We start from the raw sequence: 23,236 nt of genomic DNA, 5'->3' as shown, positions 1-23,236 counted from the left end.
CGGACCGCGGTGATGCCTTCGCGAGCAAGCCCGCTCCCACACAAACCGGTGTTCACACAAACCCGGTCTTATAGTCATTATCGAGGCGGGGAGGCATAGGCCTCCCCGTATCGTTTGTGGAAACTACATGAATATTCTGATCGTTGGGCCCAGTTGGGTCGGTGACATGGTGATGGCGCAGACACTGTTCCAGTGCCTGCGCATGCGCTACCCAGACTGCCAGATCGACGTGCTCGCCCCTGAGTGGAGCCGGCCGATCCTTGAGCGCATGCCCGAGGTGCGCAAGGCCTTGAGCTTCCCGCTCGGTCACGGTGCCCTGGAGTTGGCGACCCGCCGCCGCATCGGTAAATCCTTGGCGGGCGAATACGACCAGGCGATCCTGTTGCCCAACTCGCTCAAGTCGGCGCTGGTGCCGTATTTTGCCGGCATCCCCAAACGCACCGGCTGGCGCGGCGAGTTTCGCTACGTGCTGCTCAATGATGTGCGCAGGTTGGACAAAGCCCGCTACCCGCTGATGATCGAGCGTTTCATGGCCCTGGCGTACGAGCCGGGTGCCGAGTTGCCCAAGCCGTATCCGCGCCCGAGCCTGCAGATCGACCCGGTCAGCCGCGACGCCGCCCTGGCCAAGTTCGGCCTGCAACTCGACCGTCCGGTCCTGGCGCTGTGCCCAGGGGCCGAGTTTGGCGAGTCCAAGCGCTGGCCATCGGAACACTACGCCAAGGTCGCCGAGGCCAAGATCCGCGAAGGTTGGCAGGTGTGGTTGTTTGGTTCGAAGAAGGATCATCCGGTGGGTGAAGATATTCGCCAGCGCCTGATTCCCGGTCTTCGCGAAGAGTCGGTCAACCTCAGTGGCGACACGTCCCTGGCCGAGGCCATCGACCTGCTGTCCTGCGCTGATTCGGTGGTGTCCAACGACTCCGGCCTGATGCACGTCGCCGCCGCGCTGAACCGCCCATTGGTGGCGGTGTACGGCTCCACTTCCCCTGGTTTCACCCCGCCTTTGGCCGATAAGGTCGAAGTCGTGCGCCTGGGCCTGGAGTGCAGTCCGTGCTTTGAGCGCACCTGCCGTTTCGGTCACTACAACTGCATGCGCCAATTGCTGCCGCAGCCGGTGAACGAAGCCTTGCAGCGGTTGCAGGGCTCTGTGGTCGAGGTCCGATAGTTTGCGCGTACTGGTAATCAAGACCTCATCCCTGGGCGATGTGATCCACGCGTTGCCGGCACTGACCGACGCAGCGCGGGCGATCCCCGGCATTCAATTCGACTGGGTCGTGGAAGAGGGCTTTGCCGAAATTCCCACCTGGCATCCGGCGGTCGACAAGGTCATCCCGGTGGCGATTCGCCGCTGGCGCAAAAACATCTGGCAGACCCTCAAAAGTGGCGAATGGCGGCGCTTCAAGCAGCAGGTCCAGTCGACCAAGTACGACTTGGTGATCGACGCCCAAGGCCTGCTTAAAAGCGCCTGGCTGACCCGCTATGTACGTGCCCCGGTAGCCGGTTTCGACAAGCACTCGGCCCGTGAACCGTTCGCAGCACGCTTTTACTCCCGGCGCCTGGCCGTGGCCCGCGGGCAACATGCGGTGGAGCGTTTGCGCCAACTGTTCGCCGTGGCGCTGGGTTATGACTTACCCAAAGGCCTGGGCGACTATGGCCTGGGCGTCGATAAGCTGCTCGGCCTGCCGCCGAAAAAACCCTTCGTCCTGCTGCTGCACGGCACCACCTGGGACACCAAGCACTGGCCAGAAACCTACTGGCGTGAGTTGGCCGAACGCATGGGCCGCCTGGGTGTGGACGTGAAATTGCCCTGGGGCAACGCCGCCGAAAAAGCCCGCGCCGAACGCCTGGCGCAGGGCCTGCCAAATGCCGAAGTGCTGCCCAAGCTGAACCTGGCCGGTGTCGCCCGCGTATTGGCCGGCGCACGCGCCTGCGTGGCGGTTGACACCGGTCTCGGTCACCTGGCTGCTGCGCTGGACGTGCCGACCATTTCCCTGTTCGGTCCGACCAACCCAGGGCTCACTGGCGCCTATGGCAAGGGCCAGATTCACCTGGCGAGCGACTTCCCCTGCGCGCCCTGCCTGCAAAAACACTGTACCTATCAACCGACGGCCGACGACCTGCGTCGGTTCGACATCACGCGCGAGTCGCCCCTGTGCTTCACGCGCCTGAACCCTGAGCGTGTGGCAAGCCGACTGAGCACGTTGTTACTGGCTGAGGAGCTGCACTGATGCAACTGGCTTTTGTTCTGTACAAATATTTCCCCTTTGGCGGCCTGCAGCGTGACTTCATGCGCATCGCCCTGGAATGCCAGCAGCGCGGCCACCAGATTCGTGTCTACACGCTGATCTGGGAAGGCGATATCCCGCCCGGTTTCGAAGTGCTGGTGGCGCCGGTCAAGGCGTTCTTCAACCATCGGCGCAACGAGAAACTCAGCGCCTGGATGGAGGCCGACCTGGCCCAGCGCCCGGTGGACCGCCTGATTGGTTTCAACAAAATGCCTGGCCTGGACGTGTACTACGCCGCCGACGGCTGCTTTGAAGACAAGGCGCAAAACCTGCGCCATTCGCTGTACAAAAGCTTTGGCCGGTATCGCCACTTTGCCGAGTACGAGCGCGCGGTGTTTGCCAAGGACGCCAAGACCGAAGTCTTGATGATTTCCGAAGTGCAGCAGCCGCTGTTCATCAAGTATTACGACACCCCGCTGGAACGCTTCCACTTGCTGCCGCCGGGCATTGCCCAGGACCGCCGCGCGCCGCCGAATGCCGCCGAGATTCGCGAAGGTTTCCGCAAGGAGTTCAACCTGGGCGCAGACGATCTGTTGCTGGTGCAGATCGGCTCCGGCTTCAAGACCAAGGGCGTCGACCGCAGCCTGAAGGCCGTGGCCGCTTTGCCATCGGCGCTTAGAAAGCGCACGCGCCTGTTTGTAATCGGCCAGGACGACCCCAAGGTATTCCAGTTGCAGAGCGCCACGTTGGGGCTGGGCGATAACGTGCAGTTCCTCAAAGGCCGCAGTGATATCCCACGTTTCCTGCTGGGCGCCGACCTGCTGATCCACCCGGCGTACAACGAAAACACTGGCACCGTATTGCTTGAAGCCCTGGTGGCCGGGTTGCCGGTGCTGGTCTCGGCCGTGTGTGGTTATGCGCATTACATCAATGAGGCCGACAGCGGCCTGGTGCTGGATGAGCCGTTTGAGCAAACGCAGCTGAACCAGTATTTGGCCCAGATGCTCACCGACACTGCACAGCGCGCGGCCTGGAGCCGCAATGGGTTGGCCTTCGCCGAGACGGCCGACCTCTACAGCATGCCGCAGCACGCGGCAGATGTGATTCTGGCGGAGCCAAAACGATGAAGTTGATTCTTGCCGAACCGTTCAAGACGTTGTGGGCCGGGCTTGATGCCTTTGCCGAAGTCGAGAAACTGCAAGGCCAGGTATTCCGTGAGCTGGCGGCGCGTCGCACCTTGCGCACCGAGGTCGATGGCCGCCCGTATTTCGTGAAAATCCATCGCGGCATTGGTTGGGCGGAAATCTTCAAGAACCTGATCACCGCCAAGTTGCCGGTGCTCGGCGCCGGCCTGGAGTGGGACGCCATCCACCGCTTGCAGGCACTGGGCGTGCCGACCATGACCGGCGTGGCGTTCGGAGAAAAGGGCAGCAACCCGGCGGACCAGCATTCGTTCATCATCACCGAAGAGCTGGCGCCAACGATCAGCCTGGAAGACCTGACGATCAATTGGGTGGCCGATCCGCCTGCACCTGCATTGCGCCACGCCCTTACGGCTGAGCTGGCGCGGATGGTCGGTGATATGCACCGAGGTGGCGTCAATCACCGCGACTGCTACCTGTGCCACTTCCTGCTGGACACCTCGAAGCCCATTGATGCCAGCACTATCAAGCTGTCGGTGATCGACCTGCACCGCGCCCAATTGCGGGCCCATCTGCCGCTGCGCTGGCGCGACAAGGACCTGTCGGCGCTGTACTACTCAGCGCTGGAAATCGGCCTGACCCGCCGCGACAAGCTGCGCTTTCTCAAGGGCTACTTCCGCCAACCGCTGCGCCAGATCCTGGCCGAGCAATCGGCGTCGTTGAGCCTGATGCAGCGCAAGGCCGACAAGCTCTATGCGCGCAAGCAACGTTACGGGGATGCAATCTGATGGCGGGTTGGATTCTGGAGCCTGCCTACGCCCACCTGGCGGATGATTTTGGAAGCCTCGAAGCGGTTTTTGCCCTGCAAGGTGAGCGGCTGACCCGCGACCCGCTGTCGGAGGTGATCCGGGTGGAGCGCGGCGGGGTCAATTACTACGTCAAGCGTTACGTCGGCGCCGGCAAGGGCTTGCGGCGTTACCTGGGCAAGCCCCGGGTCAAGTCCGAATGGCAGAACCTCAAGCGCTTCGCCAAGTGGGGCATTCCCACTGCCGACGTGGTTGCCTGGGGCCTGGAACGCAAAGGCCTGGCCTACGACCGTGGTGCGATGATCACCCGCGAGTTGCCGAGGACGGAAGACCTGTCGGTGCTGGCCGAGCGTAAGGATGCTCGCCTGCGCGATCCGAAGTGGGTCGACGCGGTGAGCCGCCAGCTCGCTGAATACACGCGCACCATGCACGATCATCGGTTTACCCATAACGATTTGAAGTGGCGCAACCTGCTGATCGACGACCAGACAACGCTGTACCTGATCGATTGCCCCAACGGCGATTTCTGGCGTGGCTTCTGGCTCAAGTACCGTATTACCAAAGACCTGGCCTGCCTGGACAAGGTGGCCAAGTATCACCTGTCCGCCACCCAGCGCCTGCGCTTCTACATGCAGTACCGTCAGCGCCGGCACCTGAGTGCGTCGGACAAGCAGCGTATTCGCCACGTGGTGAAGTTTTTCGAGGGACGCGAATGAGTGATTTCCTGGCGGCTGAAGACCGTGCGCTGCTGGAGCGCAACGGCCTGGCGACGTTCGATGCCCTGTGGGCCAAACAACTGGATGCGGTGGACGAGCCGAATACCAGTCGCGGCGGCTGGAGCAGCGTGTTTCGCCTGGAGCTCGACGGCCACGGTTACTACCTCAAGCGCCAGAGCAATTACCTGACGCGTAGCCTGCACCGCCCCTTTGGCGAGCCGAGTTTCTCCCGCGAATTTCGCAATATCAGCCGTTATCGCAAGCTCGGTATTCCAGCTTTGCAAGCGGCGTTCTACGGGGAGCGAAAAGTCGCTGGCGAACACCGCGCGATGCTGCTGACCCGCGCCCTGGACGGCTGGAATGACCTGGATTCGTTGCTGGAGCAGTGGCCTTCACTGAGCGATGCCCAGCACCGCGCGATCCTGCTGGCCTGTGGCCAACTCGCACGCCGACTGCACAGCGTCGGCCAGGTGCATGGCTGTTTCTACCCCAAGCATATTTTCCTGCGGGCCACCGGTGACGGTTATGCCGCGCAGTTGATCGACCTGGAGAAAACCCGCCCGCTGCTGTTCGGCTGGCGTGATCGGGTCAAGGATCTGGAGCCGTTGTTGCGTCGCGCACCACAATGGTCCGATGCGCAGGTCCGCCAACTGTTGGCGGCGTATCTGGAGCAGCCTGAGAGCAGCGAGTTGGTCGCCACTTGGTTCCAGCGCCTTGGCGCCCGTCGTAGTCACAAGGAAAACCGTTGATGCGTTTGTCCGAGCTGAAAACCGCCGGCCGTACTCCCACCCTGCCGCTGACGATTGAACTGGCCGATGCGGCGGGCCCAGGCCAGTTGCAACTGCTGAGCCTGTTGCGCGTGCTGCCGGGCGAGCGCTACGTAGGCGCAGCGGTGTGGCGCGGGCGTCCAGTACTGGCCAAGTTGCTGGTGGGCAGCAAGGCGGCGCGGCACTTTCAGCGTGAACTCAATGGCGTGCGCCTGCTCGCCGAGCAAGGCCTGACCACACCGTTGTTGCTGGCCGATGGCTTGCAGGAAGGCGAGGGCGGTTGGCTGTTGTTCGAATTTATCGAAGGCGCCGAGAGCCTGGCGGATGCCTGGCACGCGGTCGAAAGCCTGCCGCCCTTGGCTGACGAGCAAACTGCGGTGCTTGCCGAGGCATTGGGTGCGATTGCCCTGATGCACACCAAAGGCCTGTGGCAGGAAGACCTGCACCTGGACAACTTGCTGCGTCGGGACGGCAAGCTGTATTTGATCGATGGTGCCGGGATTCGCGTCGAAGAGGCGGGCAAGCCCCTGTCGCGCAACCGCGTACTGGAGAACCTTGGGGTGTTTTTCGCCCAGTTGCCGAAGAATCTCGAGCCATTTACCGAAGAGCTGCTGGTGTACTACCTGCTGGGCAACGGCGAGCACGCTTTGCCCTTGGAGGCTTTGGAAAAACAGGTGCGCAAGGTCAGCGCTTGGCGCCTGAAGGACTTTCTCAACAAGGTCGGTCGCGAATGCACGCTGTTCAGTGTGCTGCGCGGGCCGTTTGCCCTGCGTGCAATCCGTCGCGAGGAAGAAGTCGCGATGCTGGCGGTGCTGGAACAGGCCGATGCCTTGCTCGAGCAGGGCCACTTGTACAAGACCGGTGGAACCGCCACGGTGGCCAAGGCCGAAGTGGCGGGTCGCCCATTGGTGATCAAGCGTTACAACATCAAGAGTTTCGCCCACTGGTTCAAGCGCTTCTGGCGCCCAAGTCGTGCCTGGCATTCCTGGCGTGAAGGCAATCGCCTGGCGTTCCTCGGTATCGCTACGCCCAAGCCGCTGGCCGTGCTGGAAAAGCGCTTTTTCGGCTTGCGCGGTCGCGCTTACCTGATTACCGAATTCCTGCCGGGGCCGGACATCATCGAGCGCTTTGCGCCTTACGTTGAGAACGGTGACGCGCCGGAAAACGAACTGCTCGCCCTGGATCACCTGTTCGCCGAGCTGATCCGCGAGCGCATCAGCCATGGCGACTTCAAGGGGCATAACCTGTTCTGGGACAAGGATCGCTGGTCGTTGATCGACCTGGATGCCATGCGCCAACACAGCACCCCAGCCAGCTTCGCTCCAGCGTTTGCCAGGGACCGCGCGCGGTTCATGCGTAATTGGCCTGAGAGCAGTGCGTTGTATCAGCTGATTGATCAGCGCCTCCCCAAGCAGACCGCCTGATCCCTGACACCGCTTTTTACTTGAAAAAACGCTAGGGCCGCTTCGCAGCCCAGCGCGGGGCAAGCCCGCTCACTACAGGTGTTGCGTGGGCAATAGTGTTTGGGGGGTGGAGCTTCAGCGTTGCCAGTCGACGTTATTGTGCGTTGATCAGCGTCGTATGGGTTTTGTATTTGCCCTGGATCACGTCCTCGGTAGCAAAGAAATACCCGTAGTCCTTCAGGTACATGACGGTGCTGGTGGCCTGGTAGTTATCACCTGCGGCAGTGCAATTGAGCTCCTTTGCATTGCCACTCAGCGTCGAGTTGATGCTGCTGGCTGGCAGTTCGCGCGCCACTACACAGGTGGTATTGCGGGACAGCACGCGATCCTCTTCAGCGGTGTTGCGATTCAGCTCTTTGAGTTTGAACCCCAGCGTTGCACCGATCGGCATCTGCTTCCAGTCGCCGGTGAAGCTGAGTTGCTCAACATTGCTGGCGGCCGAGACTTTCATCCCGTGCAGTTCGAAATCGCTTTGGAAGGTCAGGCTGAACAACCCTCGGAATGTGGTGATGTGGGTGCTTGAGAATTGGGTAGCTCGGCGGATTTTAAGCTGACCGTTTCCGGTTCCGGGCTCAATGAACACGTCAGTGCGCAAGCTGGAAGAACCCAAGTCGCGCTTCTCCATAAGGTGGCGCAGAGGTTTGGCTGCGGGGGGCATTCCCAGTGCGGAGATCGCCTCTGTCACCGCTGTCGGGACAGGTGCGGGTGTCAGGGTTTGCTCAAGCTTGGTACGCGCGACGGCTACCGGCAGTTGCGCCACTGTTGGCGAGCACGCGGCCTTGAGCAGGGTCTGGGTGTCCGCCTCGGCGCTGCTGAAAGGCTGGTCGATGGGGACCGCTACCACGTTGCCGAAGGTCACGACGTTTTTCGGGGTGAGGCTAAAAGTGGCCAGAGTGCGATAGGTCTGGCGGCTGCAACTGACCTCCCAGTGCATGCGGGTCTGGGCGTAGGGCATCTTTTTCAGTTTGTTGGTCAGGATGAGCGGTTCATCGTAGGCGCCCCAGAGCTCTACTTTCTCACCCACGGTCTTGAGGCTGGCACGGTCGATCAGCAATTGGCGTTGAGTGGCTGTACTGCTGACGAGGCGCCAATCCGGGCGTGGCGTGCGCGCGCAAGCGTCGGTAAAGCTGGTGTTCTGTTGCAGTTCGCCAACCACGGCCGGCGTCAGGTTGCGCATGACGGTAATGCGCGTGGGCTGGCCGTCGGGCTTCGGGGTTCCGGGCGCTTCCAGATACAGCAGGTTCCCGCTCGGCGTGGTGCAGGACGCCTGAAGCTGCGCGATATCGGGTACGGCGAGATTGTTGGTCAGCGTGACTTGAACCTGGTAACTGAGGTCGTCGCCATCGCGCATGATCGAGTCGGCCAGTAGCGGTTTCTTGAGCATGTCTTTATACGGGGCGTCGGCCTTGTCGCCGCTCTTGATGCCTTGCGTGCCGCAACCACTGAGTACGCCTAGGGCGATGATAACCGCGATGTGTTTCATGAGCGTTCCTTGCAGGCTAAAGGGGGATCAGGGCCTTTCGACCGTCCGCATCGCGTTTTGTGCGGGGCGGGCTGATCAGAACTCGTACTCCGCGCCTGCACCCGCATACCAGGAGCGCCCTGGCGCCGCTTCGTAATAGCGGTTGTTGCCATCGCCGACGATCACCGAACCGACGTACTGGCGGTCGAGCAAGTTATCCAGGCGCAGGGTCTGATGGAAGGTCCAGTGTTCGACCTTCTGCTCGAAGCGCGCACGCCAGTTAAACACGCTGTAGGCCGGTGCGGCGTGTTGGCTGTTGGTGTCCTCGACGTAGACCTTGCTGCGGTAAATGCCTTCGATGGCGGTGCTGACCCAGTCGCGGGGCTTCCAGTTCAGTTCGGTGAACAGCGTGGTTTGCGGCACGCCGGGCAGGTAGTTGCCCTTGTCGACGGCGTTGTTGCCGCCGCTGACGAAGTCGCTGTCGTAAGTGGCCTGCAGGCGGGTGTAGGCGAGGCTGCTGCTCCACTGCTCGCTGAGCTGGCTTTCGAGGCCCAGTTCGAAACCGCGGCGCAGGGTGCGGCCGGCGTTTTGGTAGCTGGTACGGCCGTCTTTGGATTGAGCCACCACTAACTCATCTTCTGTGGTGATCTGGAATATGGCGGCATTGATCCGGGTGTTGTTCACCTGGGCCTTTAATCCCACTTCGTACTGGGTACTTTCTGACGGCTTCAATCCGAAGTTGAACCCTTCCACATTTCCCGGTGCATAGGCCAGCTCAGCCTGTGTCGGCGTTTCGAAGCCTTTGCCCGCACTGACGTAGCCATGCAGCTCGGGCGTGAATGCGTACATCACGCTCATCGATGGCGTATTTTTCTGATAACGCTTATTGCCGCTGGCATCGCCGTTGCTCAGGAATTGATCATCAACGTCCAGTTCCATGGTGCTATGCCGAACACCGGCTTGCAGGGTCCAGCGGTCTAGCGCCCAGTTGGCCTGGATATAGGGATCGAGGCTGCGGGCGGTGTCAATTTCATCTCGGCGTAGCTGGCCTTTTACGCCAAGGGTGTTGCCGCTGAAGTTCTGGTAGCCGTGGCGACTGTCTTCGCTCTGATCGAAGTCCAGGCCGGTGATGATCATCAGTTCGCCCGGCGCACGTTCGATGGGCTGCATCCAGCGCACGCTGCCGCCGTAGAACTTGCGGTCGAATTGCACAACGCCACCGCCGCGTTCATTAGCGGGTGTGCCTTTGGGAATCGACAAATACTGAATCACACTCCGCCGTCCCGTATACGCATTCACCTGCAACGTCGCATCGCCGATATAGCGCTCGTAATTCAGCCCCAATTGCTGATGATCGATACTTTTGCGCGTGTTGTATGTCAGCGCATTCGCACTCACCGAGCGTGGATCGGCCTTGTACGCCGACCACGTCTGCCCGAGCGGGTCCTGTGTGCCGTTCTGCTCCAGGCTGCTGTAGATCAGCGCCAGCTTGCTGTCGTCATCCGGCTGGAAATTGAGCTTGGCGAAGGTCTGGTCACGTCGCGCGCTGCTGTGGTCGCGGTAGCCGTTGGTGTCCATGCGCGAGGCGTCGAGCACGAAGCCAGCGCCGTTGGTGGCGCCCTCGGCGGTCAGGTGGTTTTTGTTCAGGCCGTCGCTGCCCACCAGGGTTTCGGCGCCGATGCGCGGCGGGCCTTCGCCGTCGCGGGAGAACATCTGGATCACCCCGCCGGCATTGCTGCCATACAGGGTGGCCGCCGGCCCACGCAGTACTTCGATGCGCTCTGCGGTGTCGAGGTTGAAAGTGGCGGCCTGGCCCTGGCCGTCCGGCGTGCTGGCCGGGATGTCGTCGGCGATCAGCTTGATGCCGCGCACGCCGAATGCCGAGCGGGCACCAAAGCCTCGGGAGGAAATCTGCAGGTCCTGAGCATAGTTCTGGCGGTTCTGCACCACCAGGCCGGGCACGCGGGAGAGGGCTTCGGAGGCATTGATGCCGAGTTGACCGTCACTGATCTGTCCACGGCTGATGCCGTCCACCGAGTAGGGCAGGTCGAAGGTCGGGCTGGCGCTGCGTGAGCCGCTGACCACACTGGGGTCGAGAACCAAAGGCGTGTCCTCGGCCAGTGCCGTATTGCTCAGCGTGAGCAGGCCTGGCAGCAATAGGGTGAAGCGAGCGAGGGTGTTCATCAGTCAGGCGAAATCCGTGGCGCGCGTAGGAGGTAAACGCGCAAAGGGGCGCGAGTTTAGTGAATCAGGCGATTTTTATCATTTAGGAATCGTCTTACGCTGCAAATCGTGCTCCCGCCCTGGGTCGTCAGGCTATGCGATGTTAGCGTGGCCCGCCTTGGCAATAACAATGTCTGTTGGGGCAGAGGGAGGGGGTCATGAGGATTAGGTCGAAAGTGTCATGGCTTGTGGTGTCGTGTTCGTTGGCCGGTTGCGGAACCATCAATACCGTCTTTCGTCCAGACGCCGTAGCCAGCCAGAACCTCAAGGACTCGCGCAGTCACTGCGAAAACGTGCCACGCATCTACAGCGGGGTGATCTACGGCTTTTGCACGCTCAATGGCGAGCCAGCGCCTGACAAGAGCCTTAAGGACAAGAGCCTGATAGACCATGGGGGCAGCGTGTTGCCTATCGTCGCCGTGGAGTTCGTCGCCTCCGGCGTGCTGGACACCCTCGTGCTGCCCTACACCATTTACCGCCAGAATAGGGACGGCAGCATCGAGATCTTCCGCTGATCCCTCTTGCCACGTGCCGCTAACAGCTGCGCACTGCTTTTAAGCTATAATCCCGCCCTTTAGCTGTTTCCTGCCCAGGCAGGGGGCACACTTTTTTCAGGCGTAACCCGCCTGCATGCAGACTAAAAGAGGCTAGACCCCTGTGGCATTGACGATTCTTGGCCTGTCCGGCGCCCTTAGCCATGATCCTTCCGCAGCCTTGTATATCGACGGCAAGCTGATTGCGGCCGCCGAAGAAGAGCGCTTCGTACGCGACAAACATGCAAAGAACCGCATGCCCTACGAATCGGCGAAGTTCTGCCTGGAACAGGCCGGTATCAAGCCTTCCGACGTTGACGTGGTCGCGATCCCGTTCGCCCCCATCAGCCTGTTCGGCGAGGCGCGCTGGCACTACGCCAAGCGTTACTGGTACGCCCCGGACCGCGCACTCGACGCGATCCTGATGGGCAACCGTCGCTACAAGCGCTACCGCAACAAGATCGTCTGGTGCCTGGAGCAACTGGGCTTCGATCCTAAGAAAATCAAGATCGAACCGGTTGAACACCACCTGGCCCACGCTTCCAGCGCCTACCACTGCTCTGGTTTCCAGGAGAAAACCGCGATCCTCGGGATCGACGGTAAAGGTGAGTACGCCACCACGTTCTTCGGCTACGGCGAAAACGGCAAGATCCACAAGATCAAGGAATTCTACGATCCAGACTCCCTCGGCGGCCTGTATGGCGCGATCACCGAGTTCCTCGGTTTCGAGATGCTCGACGGTGAGTTCAAGGTCATGGGCATGGCGCCGTACGGCGATGCCAGCAAATACGATTTCTCGCGCCTGGCCTCCTTTGAGAATGGCGAGTTGGTGATCAACACCGACTACGCCAACGTCATCGGCCTGCGCCGCTACAAAGAGAAGGGCAAGGGCTTCTACTTCTCGCCAAAACTGATCGAGTGGCTGGGTCCAAAGCGCGAAGGCGATATCGCCGACGAGCCGTACATCCACTACGCCGCCAGCATGCAAGCGCTGTTCGAGAAACTGGCCCTGCAGATGATCGACCACTACCTGGGCGACATCCTCAAGGACACCGGCAAACTGGCCTTCGCCGGCGGTTGCGCGCTGAACGTCAAGCTGAACCAGAAGATCATCGCCCGTGACGACGTCAAAGAGCTGTTCGTGCAGCCGGCGTCGGGCGATGCTGGCACTGCGGTCGGTGCGGCGGCGTATGTGTCCCACGCCCGTGGTGTGCCGGTCGAGAAGATGGAACACGTCTACCTCGGCCCGTCCTACAGCAACGAAGACGTGATTGCCGCGTGCGCCAAGCACGAGAGCAAGCCGAACTGGCGCAAGATCGAGAACATGCCCCAGCGTATCGCCAAGATCATGGTCGACGGCAACCCGGTGGCCTGGTTCCAGGGCCGCATGGAGTTTGGTCCGCGCGCCCTGGGCGGTCGTTCGATCATCGGTTGCCCGAGCGCCACCGGTGTGGCCGATCGCATCAACCACCAGATCAAGTTCCGCGAGCGCTGGAGGCCTTTCTGCCCGTCGATGCTCGACACCGTGGCCCCGCAGATGATCAAGGTCGATCATCCGGCGCCGTTCATGACCTTCACCTTTGAAGTGTCCGAAGAGTGGAAGACTCGCGTGCCGGAAGTGGTCCATGAAGATGGTACCTCCCGCGCCCAGGTGCTCAAGCGCGAATACAACCCGCGCTACTACGACATGATGAAAGAGCTGGAAGTGCTCACCGGCAACGGCGTGTCCCTGAACACCTCGCTCAACCGTCGTGGCGAAGCGATGATCTGCTCGCCGACCGACGCGCTGAACATGTTCTTCGGCTCCGACCTGCAGTACCTGATCATGGAAGACATCCTGGTCGTCAAGGACGGCGTGGACCCTTATGACGCGCTCGGCTGACCGCCACGTCCTGCAGTTCTGCCACGGCTATGACGGGCCGTTCCTAGACTGTGCGCGGCAGTACGCCAGTGTGTTTGCAGGCTCCGGCTACAAGGTGACCACGGTGTTTCTCACCGGGGTCGCCGACCCTGAGGTGGCGGCCGGTTGCGCCAGTGATGAAGTGTTGTTCATGGAGTACAGCTCGAAGGCCATCCGTGGCCTCAAGCTGGGCGCCATCGCCGAGATGCGCAAGATTGCCGCGTCGCGCAACTTCAGTTTCTGCATCGCGCACCGCGCCAAGCCGATCTACATCGCGCTGCTCGCCACGCGCTTGCAGGTGATTGGCGTGCATCACGCTTTTGGCGACTATCAGCGCCGGGGGCGTCGGCTGTTTGCAAATATTTTCCGCAAGCGCCTGAGCTTGTTGGGCGTTTCCGATGCCGTGCGCGATGACATTCGTCGCTGCCTGCCGAAATGGCCGGCGGCGCGTATCCAGACCTTGTACAACCGCATTGATGTCGAAAACCTGCAGGCCCAGCAGGTTTCGAAGGATGAGGCGCGCGACGCCCTTGGCTTGTCGCCGGATGAATGGGTGGTCGGCAATGTCGGCCGTCTGCACCCGGACAAGGATCAGGCCACGCTGCTCAAAGGTTTTGCCCTGGCATTGCCAACGTTACCGGCTGAAAGCCGTCTGGCGATCCTCGGCACCGGGCGCCTGGAGCAGGACCTGAAAGCGCTGGCCCGCGAGCTGGGGATTGCCGACAAGGTTGTGTTTCTCGGCCAAGTACCGGAGGCGCGTCGCTTTTTCCGTGCGTTTGATGTGTTTGCGTTGAGCTCCGACCACGAACCCTTTGGCATGGTGTTGCTGGAAGCCATGGCGGCCGGCGTGCCCTTGCTCGCCACTGCCTGTGGCGGCGCGCGGGAAGTGGTTGAGGGCGTTGGTATCCTGTTTCCCTTCGGCGACGCCGAGCACCTGGCCCAAGGGCTGGGGCACTTGGCCACGATGGATCAGCACCAGCAACGCCAGTGCGCTGATTTGATGCTGGAGCGCCTGCACGCACGATTCTCGGATCAGGCGGTGCGCACTACTTTCTGGCAACTGCCGCATGTCATTGAACTGACCGCGAGGGCTTGATGCTCAATCGATTCCAAGGCTGGCGCGAGCGCGGCTGGTCCGTCGTCGATGCGCCTGTATACAGCGAGGCCTGGCAGCGTTTTGGCGGCAGCGTCGCGACGCATCCGCAAGTGGTCGAGCGCCTGGCCGGGTTGGCGCAGATTCCGGTGCGTTACCTGGCCTGGGAGCAGGCGGGTGAGCTCAAGGCGTGCATTGCCACCTGGGGGCGCGACCTGGCGCTGTCCAAGGACGTGCTTAAGCGCAGCGGCAAGAAAGGCCTGTTCGATCTGGGCAATGCCGAGCTGATCCTGCCGGCCGCCGCCGACGCGCAGGCGCCGCTGAGGCAGCGTGCGCGCTACCTGTCTGCGCTGAACGAAGGGCGTTTCAGCGGCCTCAAGCTTCAGGCCGAACAGTTGGCCATGGCGCGCACGCCCGAAGAACTGTCGAAGAAGTTTCGCTACAACCAGCGCCGCGAACTGCGTTTGCTGGAAGAGGCGGGCGGCGTGGTGCGGTCGGTCAGTGAGTTTTCCAGTGCGGAGCTGGCGTCCATCTACTGTGACCTGTTCCTGCGCCGTTGGGGCTTTACCGCCACGGGCGCCGAGCGCTTGGCGGAAGTGATCGAACTGATGCGCGAGTGGTTGATCGGCTCGGTGATTTTTCTGAATGACGCGCCCATCGCAATCCAGTTGGTGTATCGGGTCGAGTCACCGGAATGGATCAGTGTGGAATACGTCAACGGTGGGGTCGATCCTGAAACCCGCGCCTTCAGCCCCGGCAGCGTGCTGAGCTTTCTCAATACCCAGGGCGCTTGGGAGCAGGCACGCGAAGTCGGCAAGCCACTGCGCTTTTCCTTTGGTCGCGCCGACCGCGAATACAAGGACCGTTGGTGCAATCCTGTGCAGGTATTCAGCGTATGACCCGCAAGCAGCAATTGCTCAAACGTCACCGGCGCAACAAGCGTACGGTGCTGATCATTGGTGTGTTGCTGCTGTTGCTGGTCGGCATCCTGGTGGTCTGGTGGTTACCGTTGCTGTTGGCCCTGCTGGCCTGGGTGGCCCATGAAGCGTGGTTTGCCGACCACCTGTTCTACGCGTCCAACGAAGATTATCAGTACCGTTTTTCGGCGGATGCCGAGCTGGCGGGCGTGCGCTTGGAACATGGGCGCTTGCTGCTGGATCAGGCGGTGGACGCGGACGCAACGGTGGTGCTGGCGATCAAGGTCAAGAGCACTTGGCTGGGTCGTTTTTTTGACCCGTGCGTCGAGCTGGCGGGCGATCGGCAAACGTTTGAGCGTGGCGTCAACGGCGTGCGTTACCTGAACCTCAGCGGTTTGGCGCTGAGCGACTTAACGTTGCGCGGTCGCCATTGCCGATTGCTCGGCACGCCCCGTCTGTGGGCCTGGACCCATCCGGACTACCGCGCGCAGCGCGTGATGGTGATCGCGCCCCACGCCGACGATGCTGAATTGGCGGCCTTCGGCCTGTACAGCCAGGCCGAAAATCCCTGGATCGTCACCCTGACGGCGGGGGAGATTGAAGCTGAGCATTATCAGCAGATGGGCCTGGACGCGGTCGAAGCCGCACGCATCAAAGGCCGCCTGCGCGCCTGGGACAGCATCGCTGTGCCGTTGTGGGCGGGTGTGCCGCAGGCGCACTGCGTGCAATTGGGCTATTTCTGCCTGCAGTTGCAGGCGATGCAGGCCGCGCCGGACCTGCCGTTTGCTTCCCGTGAAGCAGAGCTGACGGACGTTCGTCCATTCCGGCAATTCAACCCGTTTCCATTGCCCGCGGACAGCGACGGCTTGCCCACCTGGAACAACCTGTTGGCCGACCTGCGCGAGGTGCTGATGATGGCTCGCCCGGACGTGATCGTGTTGCCGCATCCGGTATTGGACCCGCATCCAGACCATGTCTGTGCACAGCAAGCCGTTTTGGAAGCCTTGCAAGGTCTTGAGTGGCAGCCAACGACAGTACTGGGCTACGCCAACCATCTGCATGACAACGACCGCTGGCCCATGGGCAACGCCGGAGCCGGTATTGCGTTGCCACCGTTGTTCGACGCGACCGTGGAGTTGCTGCCGTGCAGCCTGCCACTGACGTTGGCGCAGCAGCGTGATAAGGCCATGGCGCTGGGCATGATGCATGACTTGCAGCCGGCACCGCCGTTCAAGCGCCGTGTGCGACGCTGGTTGCAGCGGGTGTTGGCAGGTCGCGCGAAATCGCCTTACGGTGAGAACGAATTTTTCCGTAAGGCCGTACGACGGCATGAGTTGTTCTGGCGTTTGGGAAAGGATAAGTAATGAAAGTCTTGTTTCTGGTGCAGAAAGAGCAGCGCGCCATCCTCGACCGCTTGTACGAAGGTGTGGCCGAGCACTGCGAATGTGATATCCGCTGGTTGAGCAGCGATGAGCAGCGCAACCTGCGCGGTTACTTTCGGCGCGAAGTCGACGTGACCCATTACGACCGCATTGTGTTCTTCCTGCGCTTCAAGCAGGAGATCCGCCAGGCCGGGTTTATCCGCACGATCCCAAACCTGGTGATCCTCGAGCACGACGCTTACCAGAACTACATTCCCTGCAAGTACACCGGCAAGTTCAGTGCCCATTACCGTCGCTTGCCGTGGGTTCGCGTGATCAGTTCAGGCTACATGGTGACCGAGCGCCTGCGCACCGAAGGTTTCGATGCGGTGTTCGTGCCCAAGGGCTATGACCAGGCACTGCTGCAGCCCCAGGATCGTGAACGAGATATCGAACTGGCGTTTGTCGGCAGCACCAACAGCGTGGCCTATAGTGGTCGCAAGGCTCTGCTCGATGAACTGGCGCGGGTTGAACCTTTGGTGGTGACGCGCACCAAATCGGGTGAGGAATACTGCGCGACCCTCAACCGGATTCGTTTTTTCGTCAGTGCCGATGTGGGCATGGGCGAGTACATGATCAAGAACTTCGAAGCCATGGCCTGTGGTTGCGTGTTGCTGGCGTTCGATCAGGGAGCCGAGGAGAACGCGGCCCTCGGGTTTGAGGACATGGTCAATGTGGTGTTCTACCAGGACATCCCGCAGTTGCAGGAAAAACTGGCCGTGCTGCGGTCCAATCCGCAACTGGCCGCGGACATTGCGCGCAGTGGGCAGGACTTGGCCGTCGGCCAGTTCGGTTTCGCCCGTATCGGCCAGCGTATTGTCGAAGCCCTCGAGCCGCCCTTGCGGCCTCGTGCGCCGTTGAATGTGCTGGAAAGGTTACGTCTGAAGCTGGGCGTTTAATACCGGTCAGATATGGCTGCGAATAGTGGCTATGTGATATTATCGAGGCTTGAATGCAGTTCTCCGATCAAAGCGACATAACGCTCGTGGTGACCAGTTGTGGTCGCTTCGATTTATTGAAGCGGACGCTCGAGAGCTTCGATCTGTTCAATACGGCGGATATCCGCGAAGTTTTCATTACCGAAGACTCCGGCGATGAAGCCGTGCGCCTTGCGGTGCCGCCGCACTGGCACAGCCATTGCACTTTCCTGATCAACCGCCCGAAGCTTGGGCAGTTGGCATCCGTCGATTTGGCCTACGAGTCGGTCAAGACCCCCTACATATTCCATTGCGAGGATGATTGGGCGTTTTATCGACCAGGCTTTGTCGAAGACTCCAAGGCGGTACTGGAGCAGCGACCCGATATTTTGCAGGTGTGGTTGCGCAACTACGTTTACGACTTGCAGGTGCACAGCCCTTATATCCATCTGGGGCCACGTGAGGTGATTGGCGGGGTGCCGTGTTATCCCCTGCTGTCCGACAAGCCTGAGTGGCAGGGTTTTTCGTTGAATCCAGGGTTGCGGCGTATCAAGGAATATCGCTTGTGCGCGCCCTACGCCGGGTTCGAGGGTGAGAAGGGGCTATCGAAGCGTTACGCGCAGCTGAACCTGGCGGCCGTGACACTGGAAGGCGATGCGGTTTTGCACACGGGTTTCGGTTTGCATGTGGCGACGGCAGAAGAGCGCTTGACCAAGGCGCGGCGCAAGCGGCGAGAGCGGATCAAGCTGGCAGTCATGCTGGTACTGGGTGTCGGTATCGGCTGGTTGATCCATTAAGTACACGCAGAAAGCCACCACAACGCCGCAAAAGGTCATTTTTCAGATGAGTATCCTCAACATCATGTGGGCCGGTGGTTCTGCATTCGCTTCGGTGCAGAAGGTTCACCAACAGATACTTTCCCACGCCGTTTGCCGGGCACCGATCACTACCTGGTTGCTGCAAGGCGGTTCGGACGAGAGCGAGCCGGCAGTGGAATGGAACTTCTCCTCCGCCCAGCTCAAGGGTCGGCACCTGTGGAAGTTGCTGGCACCCTGGATGCGCGCGCGTTTTCAGAAGGCGCTGCCTGACGATCTGGAAGTTGTGCTACTGGACGGGGTTGGCGTGGCCCGGGTGATGTTGCCGGTGCTCAAGCACTTGCCACATGTGCGCGCCGTCGTCGTGTTCCATGGCGTCACGCGCATGCGGCGGGCAGACCAGAAGCTCTTCGAACAGTTTCCGGCTACGCAACTGACCCTGGCGGCTGTTTCGCAAACCCTGGCTCACTCGCTTGAGCGTTACCTGCAGCGACCCGTGACAGTGCTGCGCAGCGCTTTTGATCCGGTGGCGTTCCGTGCGGCTGCGCTTTCTCGGGCGCAGGCGCGGTCTCGCCTGGGCCTGACTTTGGACGACTCGCCCGTGTTGGGGGCGGTAGGCCGGCTGGTAGACGGCAAGGGTTTTGGCTGTTTGCTGGACGCGTTTGCTGGCGTGTCGGCCCAGCAGCCGGATGCGCGGCTGGTGATTATCGGCGAGGGCGCTGCGAGGCAGACCCTGGAAGCGCGTATCGAACAGCTCGGCTTGCAGGGCAAGGTTTCGTTGCCGGGCCATCTGCCGGACGCCGCGACGCTTTACCGGGCCTTCGACTGGGTCGCCATTCCGTCGACGCAAGAAGGCTTGGGGTTGATCCTGCAAGAGTCGGTGATGGCGGGCGTGCCCGTTCTGACCAGTGAATTGGCCGTATTTCGCGAGCAACTGGCGGATGCGGGCTGGTACGCGCCGTCAGACGATGTGCAGGCCTGGGGCAGTCTGATGGAGCGTGCGTTCGCCACATCTACCCAGGATGTGCTGGAGGCTCAGGCGCAAGCGCTGGCCCCGGACCAAGCCTGGAAAGATTTCAGTGAAACCTCCCAGCGCCTGTTTTCATGCCGCTAGCAACGCCTGCTCCAGTGCCTGCATTGGAAAGCGTTCGTTCAGCTTCTCGCGTGCAATATAACGTGCAAAGTGCTGCAAGTTGCGCCGTGCGAGTTCCGGGTTCAGCGGCGCGCGCAAAAAGCGCATATCCGCCACATCAATCAGCCCCATTTCGTTATCAGGTGTGACAACGATATTGCCCAGGTGCAGGGAGCGGAAGTAAATTCCCGCACCGTGCAAGCGGCGGATGAGCGCCACCAGCGGATCGAGGTTCGATTGCCAGTCAAAGCCTTCCTTGTTGGAAATCTGACGCAGCGTTTCACCCGGCAGCGGCCGATACAGCACGGCGGTCATGCCTGGCGCGGCCAGTTGAAAGAACGCGAGTACGGTCAGGGTGGGGATGCCACGCTGTTGCAATTGCGCCACGTTGTCGATGAACCGCTTGGAGTAGGGGCGCAACAGCGCTGACGAAAACAGACGCTTGCGGCGAAACAGTTTGAGGATATTCCCGTCGGCCAACAGGTAGACTTTGGGGCCGTAGCTGTCCTGTTCGAGGATTCGGGCACCTTCAATCATCGCGTTTAAATCGGCTTGGGGAAGCCTTGAACATTGCATCGTCGGAAAGCCTTGTGGGAGTCGCGGGCACAGTGATCGGTAATAATGCCGAAAGTTTTGGGTTTTAACCATGCCGGGTTGGCGGGTTGTACGTATTCAGGAGCGGGTGATGCAGGTAGGTCGTTGGGCGCAGGTATGGATGATTTTCGGGTTACTTTGGTTTTTGCTGGCGATTGCCTTCGCGCCGACCAACAAGATTTATCAACAAGGCTTGACGCTGTTTCTCTGGTTGCCGGCCATGGTGTTTGCCTGGTCGGCGCGTGAGCGCCTCAAGGAAGTCTGGCGTGAACAGCGCTGGATGTGCCTGATGATTGCGGCGCTCGCCGCCTGGGGCGCAGTCAGTTTGTCGTGGACCAATGCCGAAGACCCTTCGCGGGAGGCCAAGCGCTTGCTGTACATCGGCGTGTTCCTGCTGTTTTTCCCGGTGTTTGCCTGTGGGCAGACCGAGCGAGTCATCCGCGTGATGCAGTGGGGTGGCTTCGGGTTGGCCCTTTCTTCGCTGGTCGCGATCGTCAAGTTTTATGGCGTTGAGCATAATGTCTGGTATGCACGGCTCGAAGGGCTGGGCCAATTATCCCACCCGATTCTGGGGGCCTATGTGATAGGTCTGGCTGCCGTCTGGTTGTTGCATTGGGTGCCGCGTGGCCGCTGGATGCAAGTGGCGTGGGTGCTTTCTGTCGGGTTCCTCGGGCTTTTTGTGGTGCTGAGCCAAAGCCGCGGCGCCGCGCTGGCCCTGCTGCTGACGGTGGTGGCAATGCCGGCTTGGTGCCGAGACCGACGCACCACCGTGATCGCTATCGCGGCAGTCGTGGCGGCACTGGCGGTGTTCTTCGCCATGCAATCGCTGATGTTGGCCCGTGGCGTTTCCTACCGGCCGCAGATCTTTATGGCGGCCGTCCAGATGATCTCCGAGCATCCGTGGACCGGTTTGGGCCTGGGTGGTGATTACAAGGTATTCGCCGATAACCTCTATTTTGATCATTCCCACAATCTGTTCACTCACGTGAGCATCGAGTTGGGCCTGCCCGGCCTGCTGCTGTGGTGCGGGCTGTGGTTCGGCGTGCTCTGGCAAGCCTGGAAGGCTCGCGACACGCCTTACGGCAAGGGCATCATCGGTATGTGGATGTTTTCGTTCCTGGCGATGCAGTTCGATGCGGCCAGCCTAACGGGCACCCCGCGGGCCGAGTGGTTTATCTCGTGGCTGCCGATTGCGCTGGCCAGTGTCTTGGTCTGGGCTCGGGCCAACCCCGATGCATGTGATAAAGTTCGCGTCCTACCCAATCAGTGAGCTCGACACATGAGTGACGCACCGCCCAAAGCGGACCAGGAATCCAGCCTGAAAATTTACTTCAGGCTGCTGGGCTATGTGAAACCGTACATCGGCATGTTCATGCTGAGTATCTTGGGCTTCGTGATCTTTGCTTCCACCCAGCCGATGCTCGCCGGGATCCTCAAGTACTTTGTGGATGGCTTGAGCAATCCCGACGTGGTGTTCCTGCCCAAGATCCCACTGTTCAAGGACCTCAAGCTGCTGATGGCCGTGCCGCTGCTGATCATCCTGATCGCCGCGTGGCAAGGCCTTGGCTCTTTCCTCGGCAACTACTACCTGGCCAAGGTCTCCCTTGGCCTGGTGCATGACCTGCGCGTCCAGCTGTTCAACAAACTGTTGGTACTGCCGAATCGCTATTTTGATACGCATAACTCCGGGCACCTGATTTCCCGCATCACCTTCAACGTGACCATGGTCACCGGCGCCGCCACGGATGCGATCAAGGTCGTGATCCGTGAAGGTCTGACGGTGGTGTTCCTGTTCGGTTACCTGCTGTGGATGAACTGGAAGCTGACCCTGGTGATGCTGGCGATCCTGCCGCTGATCGCCATTATGGTCGGCAGCACCAGCAAGAAATTCCGCAAGCAGAGCAAGAAGATCCAAGTGGCAATGGGCGATGTCACCCACGTGGCCTCGGAGACCATCCAGGGTTACCGCGTGGTGCGCAGTTTCGGTGGCGAAAGCTACGAGGAACGCCGTTTTGCCGCCGCCAGCCAAAGCAACACCGACAAACAGCTGCGCATGAACAAGACCGGCGCGGTCTACACGCCGATGCTGCAACTAGTGATCTACACGGCCATGGCCACCTTGATGTTCCTGGTGCTGTTGCTGCGCGGCGACGCCACGGCGGGTGACCTGGTGGCCTACATCACCGCTGCGGGCCTGCTGCCCAAGCCGATCCGTCAGTTGTCGGAAGTCAGCTCGACGATCCAGAAAGGCGTCGCCGGTGCCGAAAGCATCTTCGAACAGCTCGATGAAGAGCCGGAAGTCGACAGCGGCACCGTGGAGCGTGATCGCGTCAGCGGTCGCCTGGACGTGCGCAACCTGAGCTTCACCTATCCGGGTGCTGAGCGCGAAGTGCTGAAGAACATCAGCTTCACGGCGGAACCTGGGCAGATGATTGCGCTGGTAGGGCGCTCAGGCAGTGGCAAGTCCACGCTGGCCAGCCTGATTCCGCGGTTTTACCACCACGAAACCGGCGAAATCCTGCTGGATGAGGTGGAGATCGAAGACTACCGCCTGCGCAACCTGCGCCGGCATGTGGCCCAAGTGACCCAGCACGTCACCCTGTTCAACGATACCGTGGCCAATAACATCGCCTACGGCGACCTGGCGGATGCACCGCGTGCCGACATCGAAAAAGCCGCCGCCGATGCCTATGCCATGGACTTCATCGCCGAACTGCCCAAAGGCCTGGACACCGAAGTCGGTGAAAACGGCGTGCTGCTCTCGGGCGGCCAGCGTCAGCGCTTGGCCATCGCCCGCGCCCTGCTGAAAAATGCCCCGTTGCTGATCCTGGACGAAGCGACTTCGGCGCTCGACACCGAGTCCGAACGCCACATTCAGGCTGCGCTGGACAAAGTCATGAAGGGCCGCACCACCCTGGTTATCGCGCACCGACTGTCCACCATCGAGAAAGCCGACATGATTCTGGTGATGGACCACGGTGAAATTGTCGAGCGGGGTACACATGTGGAACTGCTGGCCCTGGGCGGCTATTACTCGCGCCTGCACGCCATGGGCCTGGATGAGCCCATCACGGCTAACATCACCTGATGTGCCGGGGCGCGCAATGCGCCCC

The 23,236-nt window shown here is 61.0% G+C and carries 20 protein-coding genes; 17 read left to right on the top strand and 3 right to left on the bottom strand.

The features are described from left to right. The first annotated feature begins 127 nt into the window (after positions 1-127). From waaF to BFP95_RS07450, 7 genes are read left to right on the top strand one after another with little or no spacing between them, the layout of a single operon-like run. Entirely contained in the window at positions 128-1,162 is a 1,035-nt protein-coding gene (gene waaF / locus BFP95_RS07480) for a lipopolysaccharide heptosyltransferase II (RefSeq protein WP_065879862.1), read from the top strand. 1 nt (position 1,163) lies between these two features. Then, complete coding sequence (gene waaC, locus BFP95_RS07475; protein ID WP_065879864.1) at positions 1,164-2,225, top strand: lipopolysaccharide heptosyltransferase I; 1,062 nt, start codon at positions 1,164-1,166, stop codon at positions 2,223-2,225. After that, entirely contained in the window at positions 2,225-3,349 is a 1,125-nt protein-coding gene (locus tag BFP95_RS07470; protein ID WP_065879866.1) for a glycosyltransferase family 4 protein, read from the top strand. Before waaC ends, BFP95_RS07470 begins: the two co-directional genes overlap by 1 nt. Then, the gene (gene rfaP, locus BFP95_RS07465) at positions 3,346-4,152 is read left to right on the top strand and encodes a lipopolysaccharide core heptose(I) kinase RfaP (RefSeq protein WP_065909710.1); all 807 of its coding nucleotides are present in this window, start codon (positions 3,346-3,348) and stop codon (positions 4,150-4,152) included. Before BFP95_RS07470 ends, rfaP begins: the two co-directional genes overlap by 4 nt. Continuing rightward, positions 4,152-4,886: a lipopolysaccharide kinase InaA family protein gene (locus BFP95_RS07460; RefSeq protein ID WP_049710351.1), complete on the top strand. Its 735-nt coding sequence runs from the start codon at positions 4,152-4,154 to the stop codon at positions 4,884-4,886. The genes rfaP and BFP95_RS07460 overlap by 1 nt, the downstream gene beginning before the upstream one ends. Further along, positions 4,883-5,635: a lipopolysaccharide kinase InaA family protein gene (locus BFP95_RS07455; RefSeq protein WP_065875264.1), complete on the top strand. Its 753-nt coding sequence runs from the start codon at positions 4,883-4,885 to the stop codon at positions 5,633-5,635. Before BFP95_RS07460 ends, BFP95_RS07455 begins: the two co-directional genes overlap by 4 nt. Further along, positions 5,635-7,077, top strand: a complete 1,443-nt coding sequence (locus tag BFP95_RS07450; RefSeq protein WP_065909709.1) for a lipopolysaccharide kinase InaA family protein — start codon at positions 5,635-5,637, stop codon at positions 7,075-7,077. Before BFP95_RS07455 ends, BFP95_RS07450 begins: the two co-directional genes overlap by 1 nt. A gap of 133 nt (positions 7,078-7,210) precedes the next feature. On the opposite strand, the gene BFP95_RS07445 is transcribed toward BFP95_RS07450, so the two are convergent. Together BFP95_RS07445 and BFP95_RS07440 are read right to left on the bottom strand one after the other, a co-directional pair. Next, positions 7,211-8,599 carry a hypothetical protein gene (locus tag BFP95_RS07445; RefSeq protein ID WP_065909708.1) on the bottom strand — a complete coding sequence of 463 codons (1,389 nt, stop codon included), beginning with the start codon at positions 8,597-8,599 and terminating at the stop codon, positions 7,211-7,213. Between the two features lie 75 nt (positions 8,600-8,674). Beyond that, positions 8,675-10,762 carry a TonB-dependent receptor family protein gene (locus BFP95_RS07440; RefSeq protein WP_065909706.1) on the bottom strand — a complete coding sequence of 696 codons (2,088 nt, stop codon included), beginning with the start codon at positions 10,760-10,762 and terminating at the stop codon, positions 8,675-8,677. Positions 10,763-10,959: 197 nt separating this feature from the next. Between BFP95_RS07440 and BFP95_RS07435 the strand changes: the two genes are divergently transcribed. From BFP95_RS07435 to BFP95_RS07400, 8 genes are all read left to right on the top strand, one after another. Next, a complete protein-coding gene (locus tag BFP95_RS07435; RefSeq protein WP_065875260.1) occupies positions 10,960-11,316 on the top strand; it encodes a YceK/YidQ family lipoprotein in 357 nt (118 codons plus the stop codon). A 142-nt stretch (positions 11,317-11,458) separates the two neighbouring features. After that, positions 11,459-13,216 (top strand): carbamoyltransferase family protein, encoded by a 1,758-nt coding sequence (locus BFP95_RS07430; protein WP_065875259.1) that lies wholly within the window; start codon positions 11,459-11,461, stop codon positions 13,214-13,216. Then, positions 13,200-14,330 carry a glycosyltransferase gene (locus tag BFP95_RS07425; RefSeq protein ID WP_065909704.1) on the top strand — a complete coding sequence of 377 codons (1,131 nt, stop codon included), beginning with the start codon at positions 13,200-13,202 and terminating at the stop codon, positions 14,328-14,330. The genes BFP95_RS07430 and BFP95_RS07425 overlap by 17 nt, the downstream gene beginning before the upstream one ends. After that, positions 14,330-15,226: an antimicrobial resistance protein Mig-14 gene (locus BFP95_RS07420; RefSeq protein WP_065875257.1), complete on the top strand. Its 897-nt coding sequence runs from the start codon at positions 14,330-14,332 to the stop codon at positions 15,224-15,226. Before BFP95_RS07425 ends, BFP95_RS07420 begins: the two co-directional genes overlap by 1 nt. Next, positions 15,223-16,608, top strand: a complete 1,386-nt coding sequence (locus tag BFP95_RS07415; RefSeq protein WP_065909703.1) for a PIG-L deacetylase family protein — start codon at positions 15,223-15,225, stop codon at positions 16,606-16,608. Before BFP95_RS07420 ends, BFP95_RS07415 begins: the two co-directional genes overlap by 4 nt. After that, positions 16,608-17,564, top strand: a complete 957-nt coding sequence (locus BFP95_RS07410; protein ID WP_065909701.1) for a glycosyltransferase family protein — start codon at positions 16,608-16,610, stop codon at positions 17,562-17,564. The genes BFP95_RS07415 and BFP95_RS07410 overlap by 1 nt, the downstream gene beginning before the upstream one ends. Before the next feature lie 53 nt (positions 17,565-17,617). Beyond that, positions 17,618-18,379 (top strand): glycosyltransferase family 2 protein, encoded by a 762-nt coding sequence (locus BFP95_RS07405; protein ID WP_065875254.1) that lies wholly within the window; start codon positions 17,618-17,620, stop codon positions 18,377-18,379. A 46-nt stretch (positions 18,380-18,425) separates the two neighbouring features. Further along, positions 18,426-19,511, top strand: coding sequence for a glycosyltransferase (locus BFP95_RS07400; protein WP_065879879.1), 1,086 nt, complete (start codon positions 18,426-18,428; stop codon positions 19,509-19,511). Here the strand turns inward: BFP95_RS07400 and BFP95_RS07395 are convergent. Beyond that, positions 19,500-20,066 (bottom strand): toluene tolerance protein, encoded by a 567-nt coding sequence (locus tag BFP95_RS07395; protein ID WP_175402998.1) that lies wholly within the window; start codon positions 20,064-20,066, stop codon positions 19,500-19,502. The two genes, BFP95_RS07400 and BFP95_RS07395, sit on opposite strands and share 12 nt — an antisense overlap. 148 nt (positions 20,067-20,214) lie before the next feature. On the opposite strand from BFP95_RS07395, the gene BFP95_RS07390 reads away from it, so the two are divergent. Together BFP95_RS07390 and msbA are read left to right on the top strand one after the other, a co-directional pair. Beyond that, entirely contained in the window at positions 20,215-21,393 is a 1,179-nt protein-coding gene (locus tag BFP95_RS07390; RefSeq protein ID WP_065879882.1) for an O-antigen ligase family protein, read from the top strand. Between the two features lie 9 nt (positions 21,394-21,402). Next, the gene (gene msbA, locus BFP95_RS07385; protein WP_065875250.1) at positions 21,403-23,211 is read left to right on the top strand and encodes a lipid A export permease/ATP-binding protein MsbA; all 1,809 of its coding nucleotides are present in this window, start codon (positions 21,403-21,405) and stop codon (positions 23,209-23,211) included. The last annotated feature ends 25 nt before the right edge of the window (positions 23,212-23,236 follow it).

The sequence above is a fragment of the Pseudomonas sp. 58 R 12 genome (assembly GCF_900005865.1).
Classification (GTDB): domain Bacteria; phylum Pseudomonadota; class Gammaproteobacteria; order Pseudomonadales; family Pseudomonadaceae; genus Aquipseudomonas; species Aquipseudomonas tritici.
Note: the sequence above shows the minus strand (reverse complement) of the source record. Positions and strands in the feature narration are given on the sequence as shown.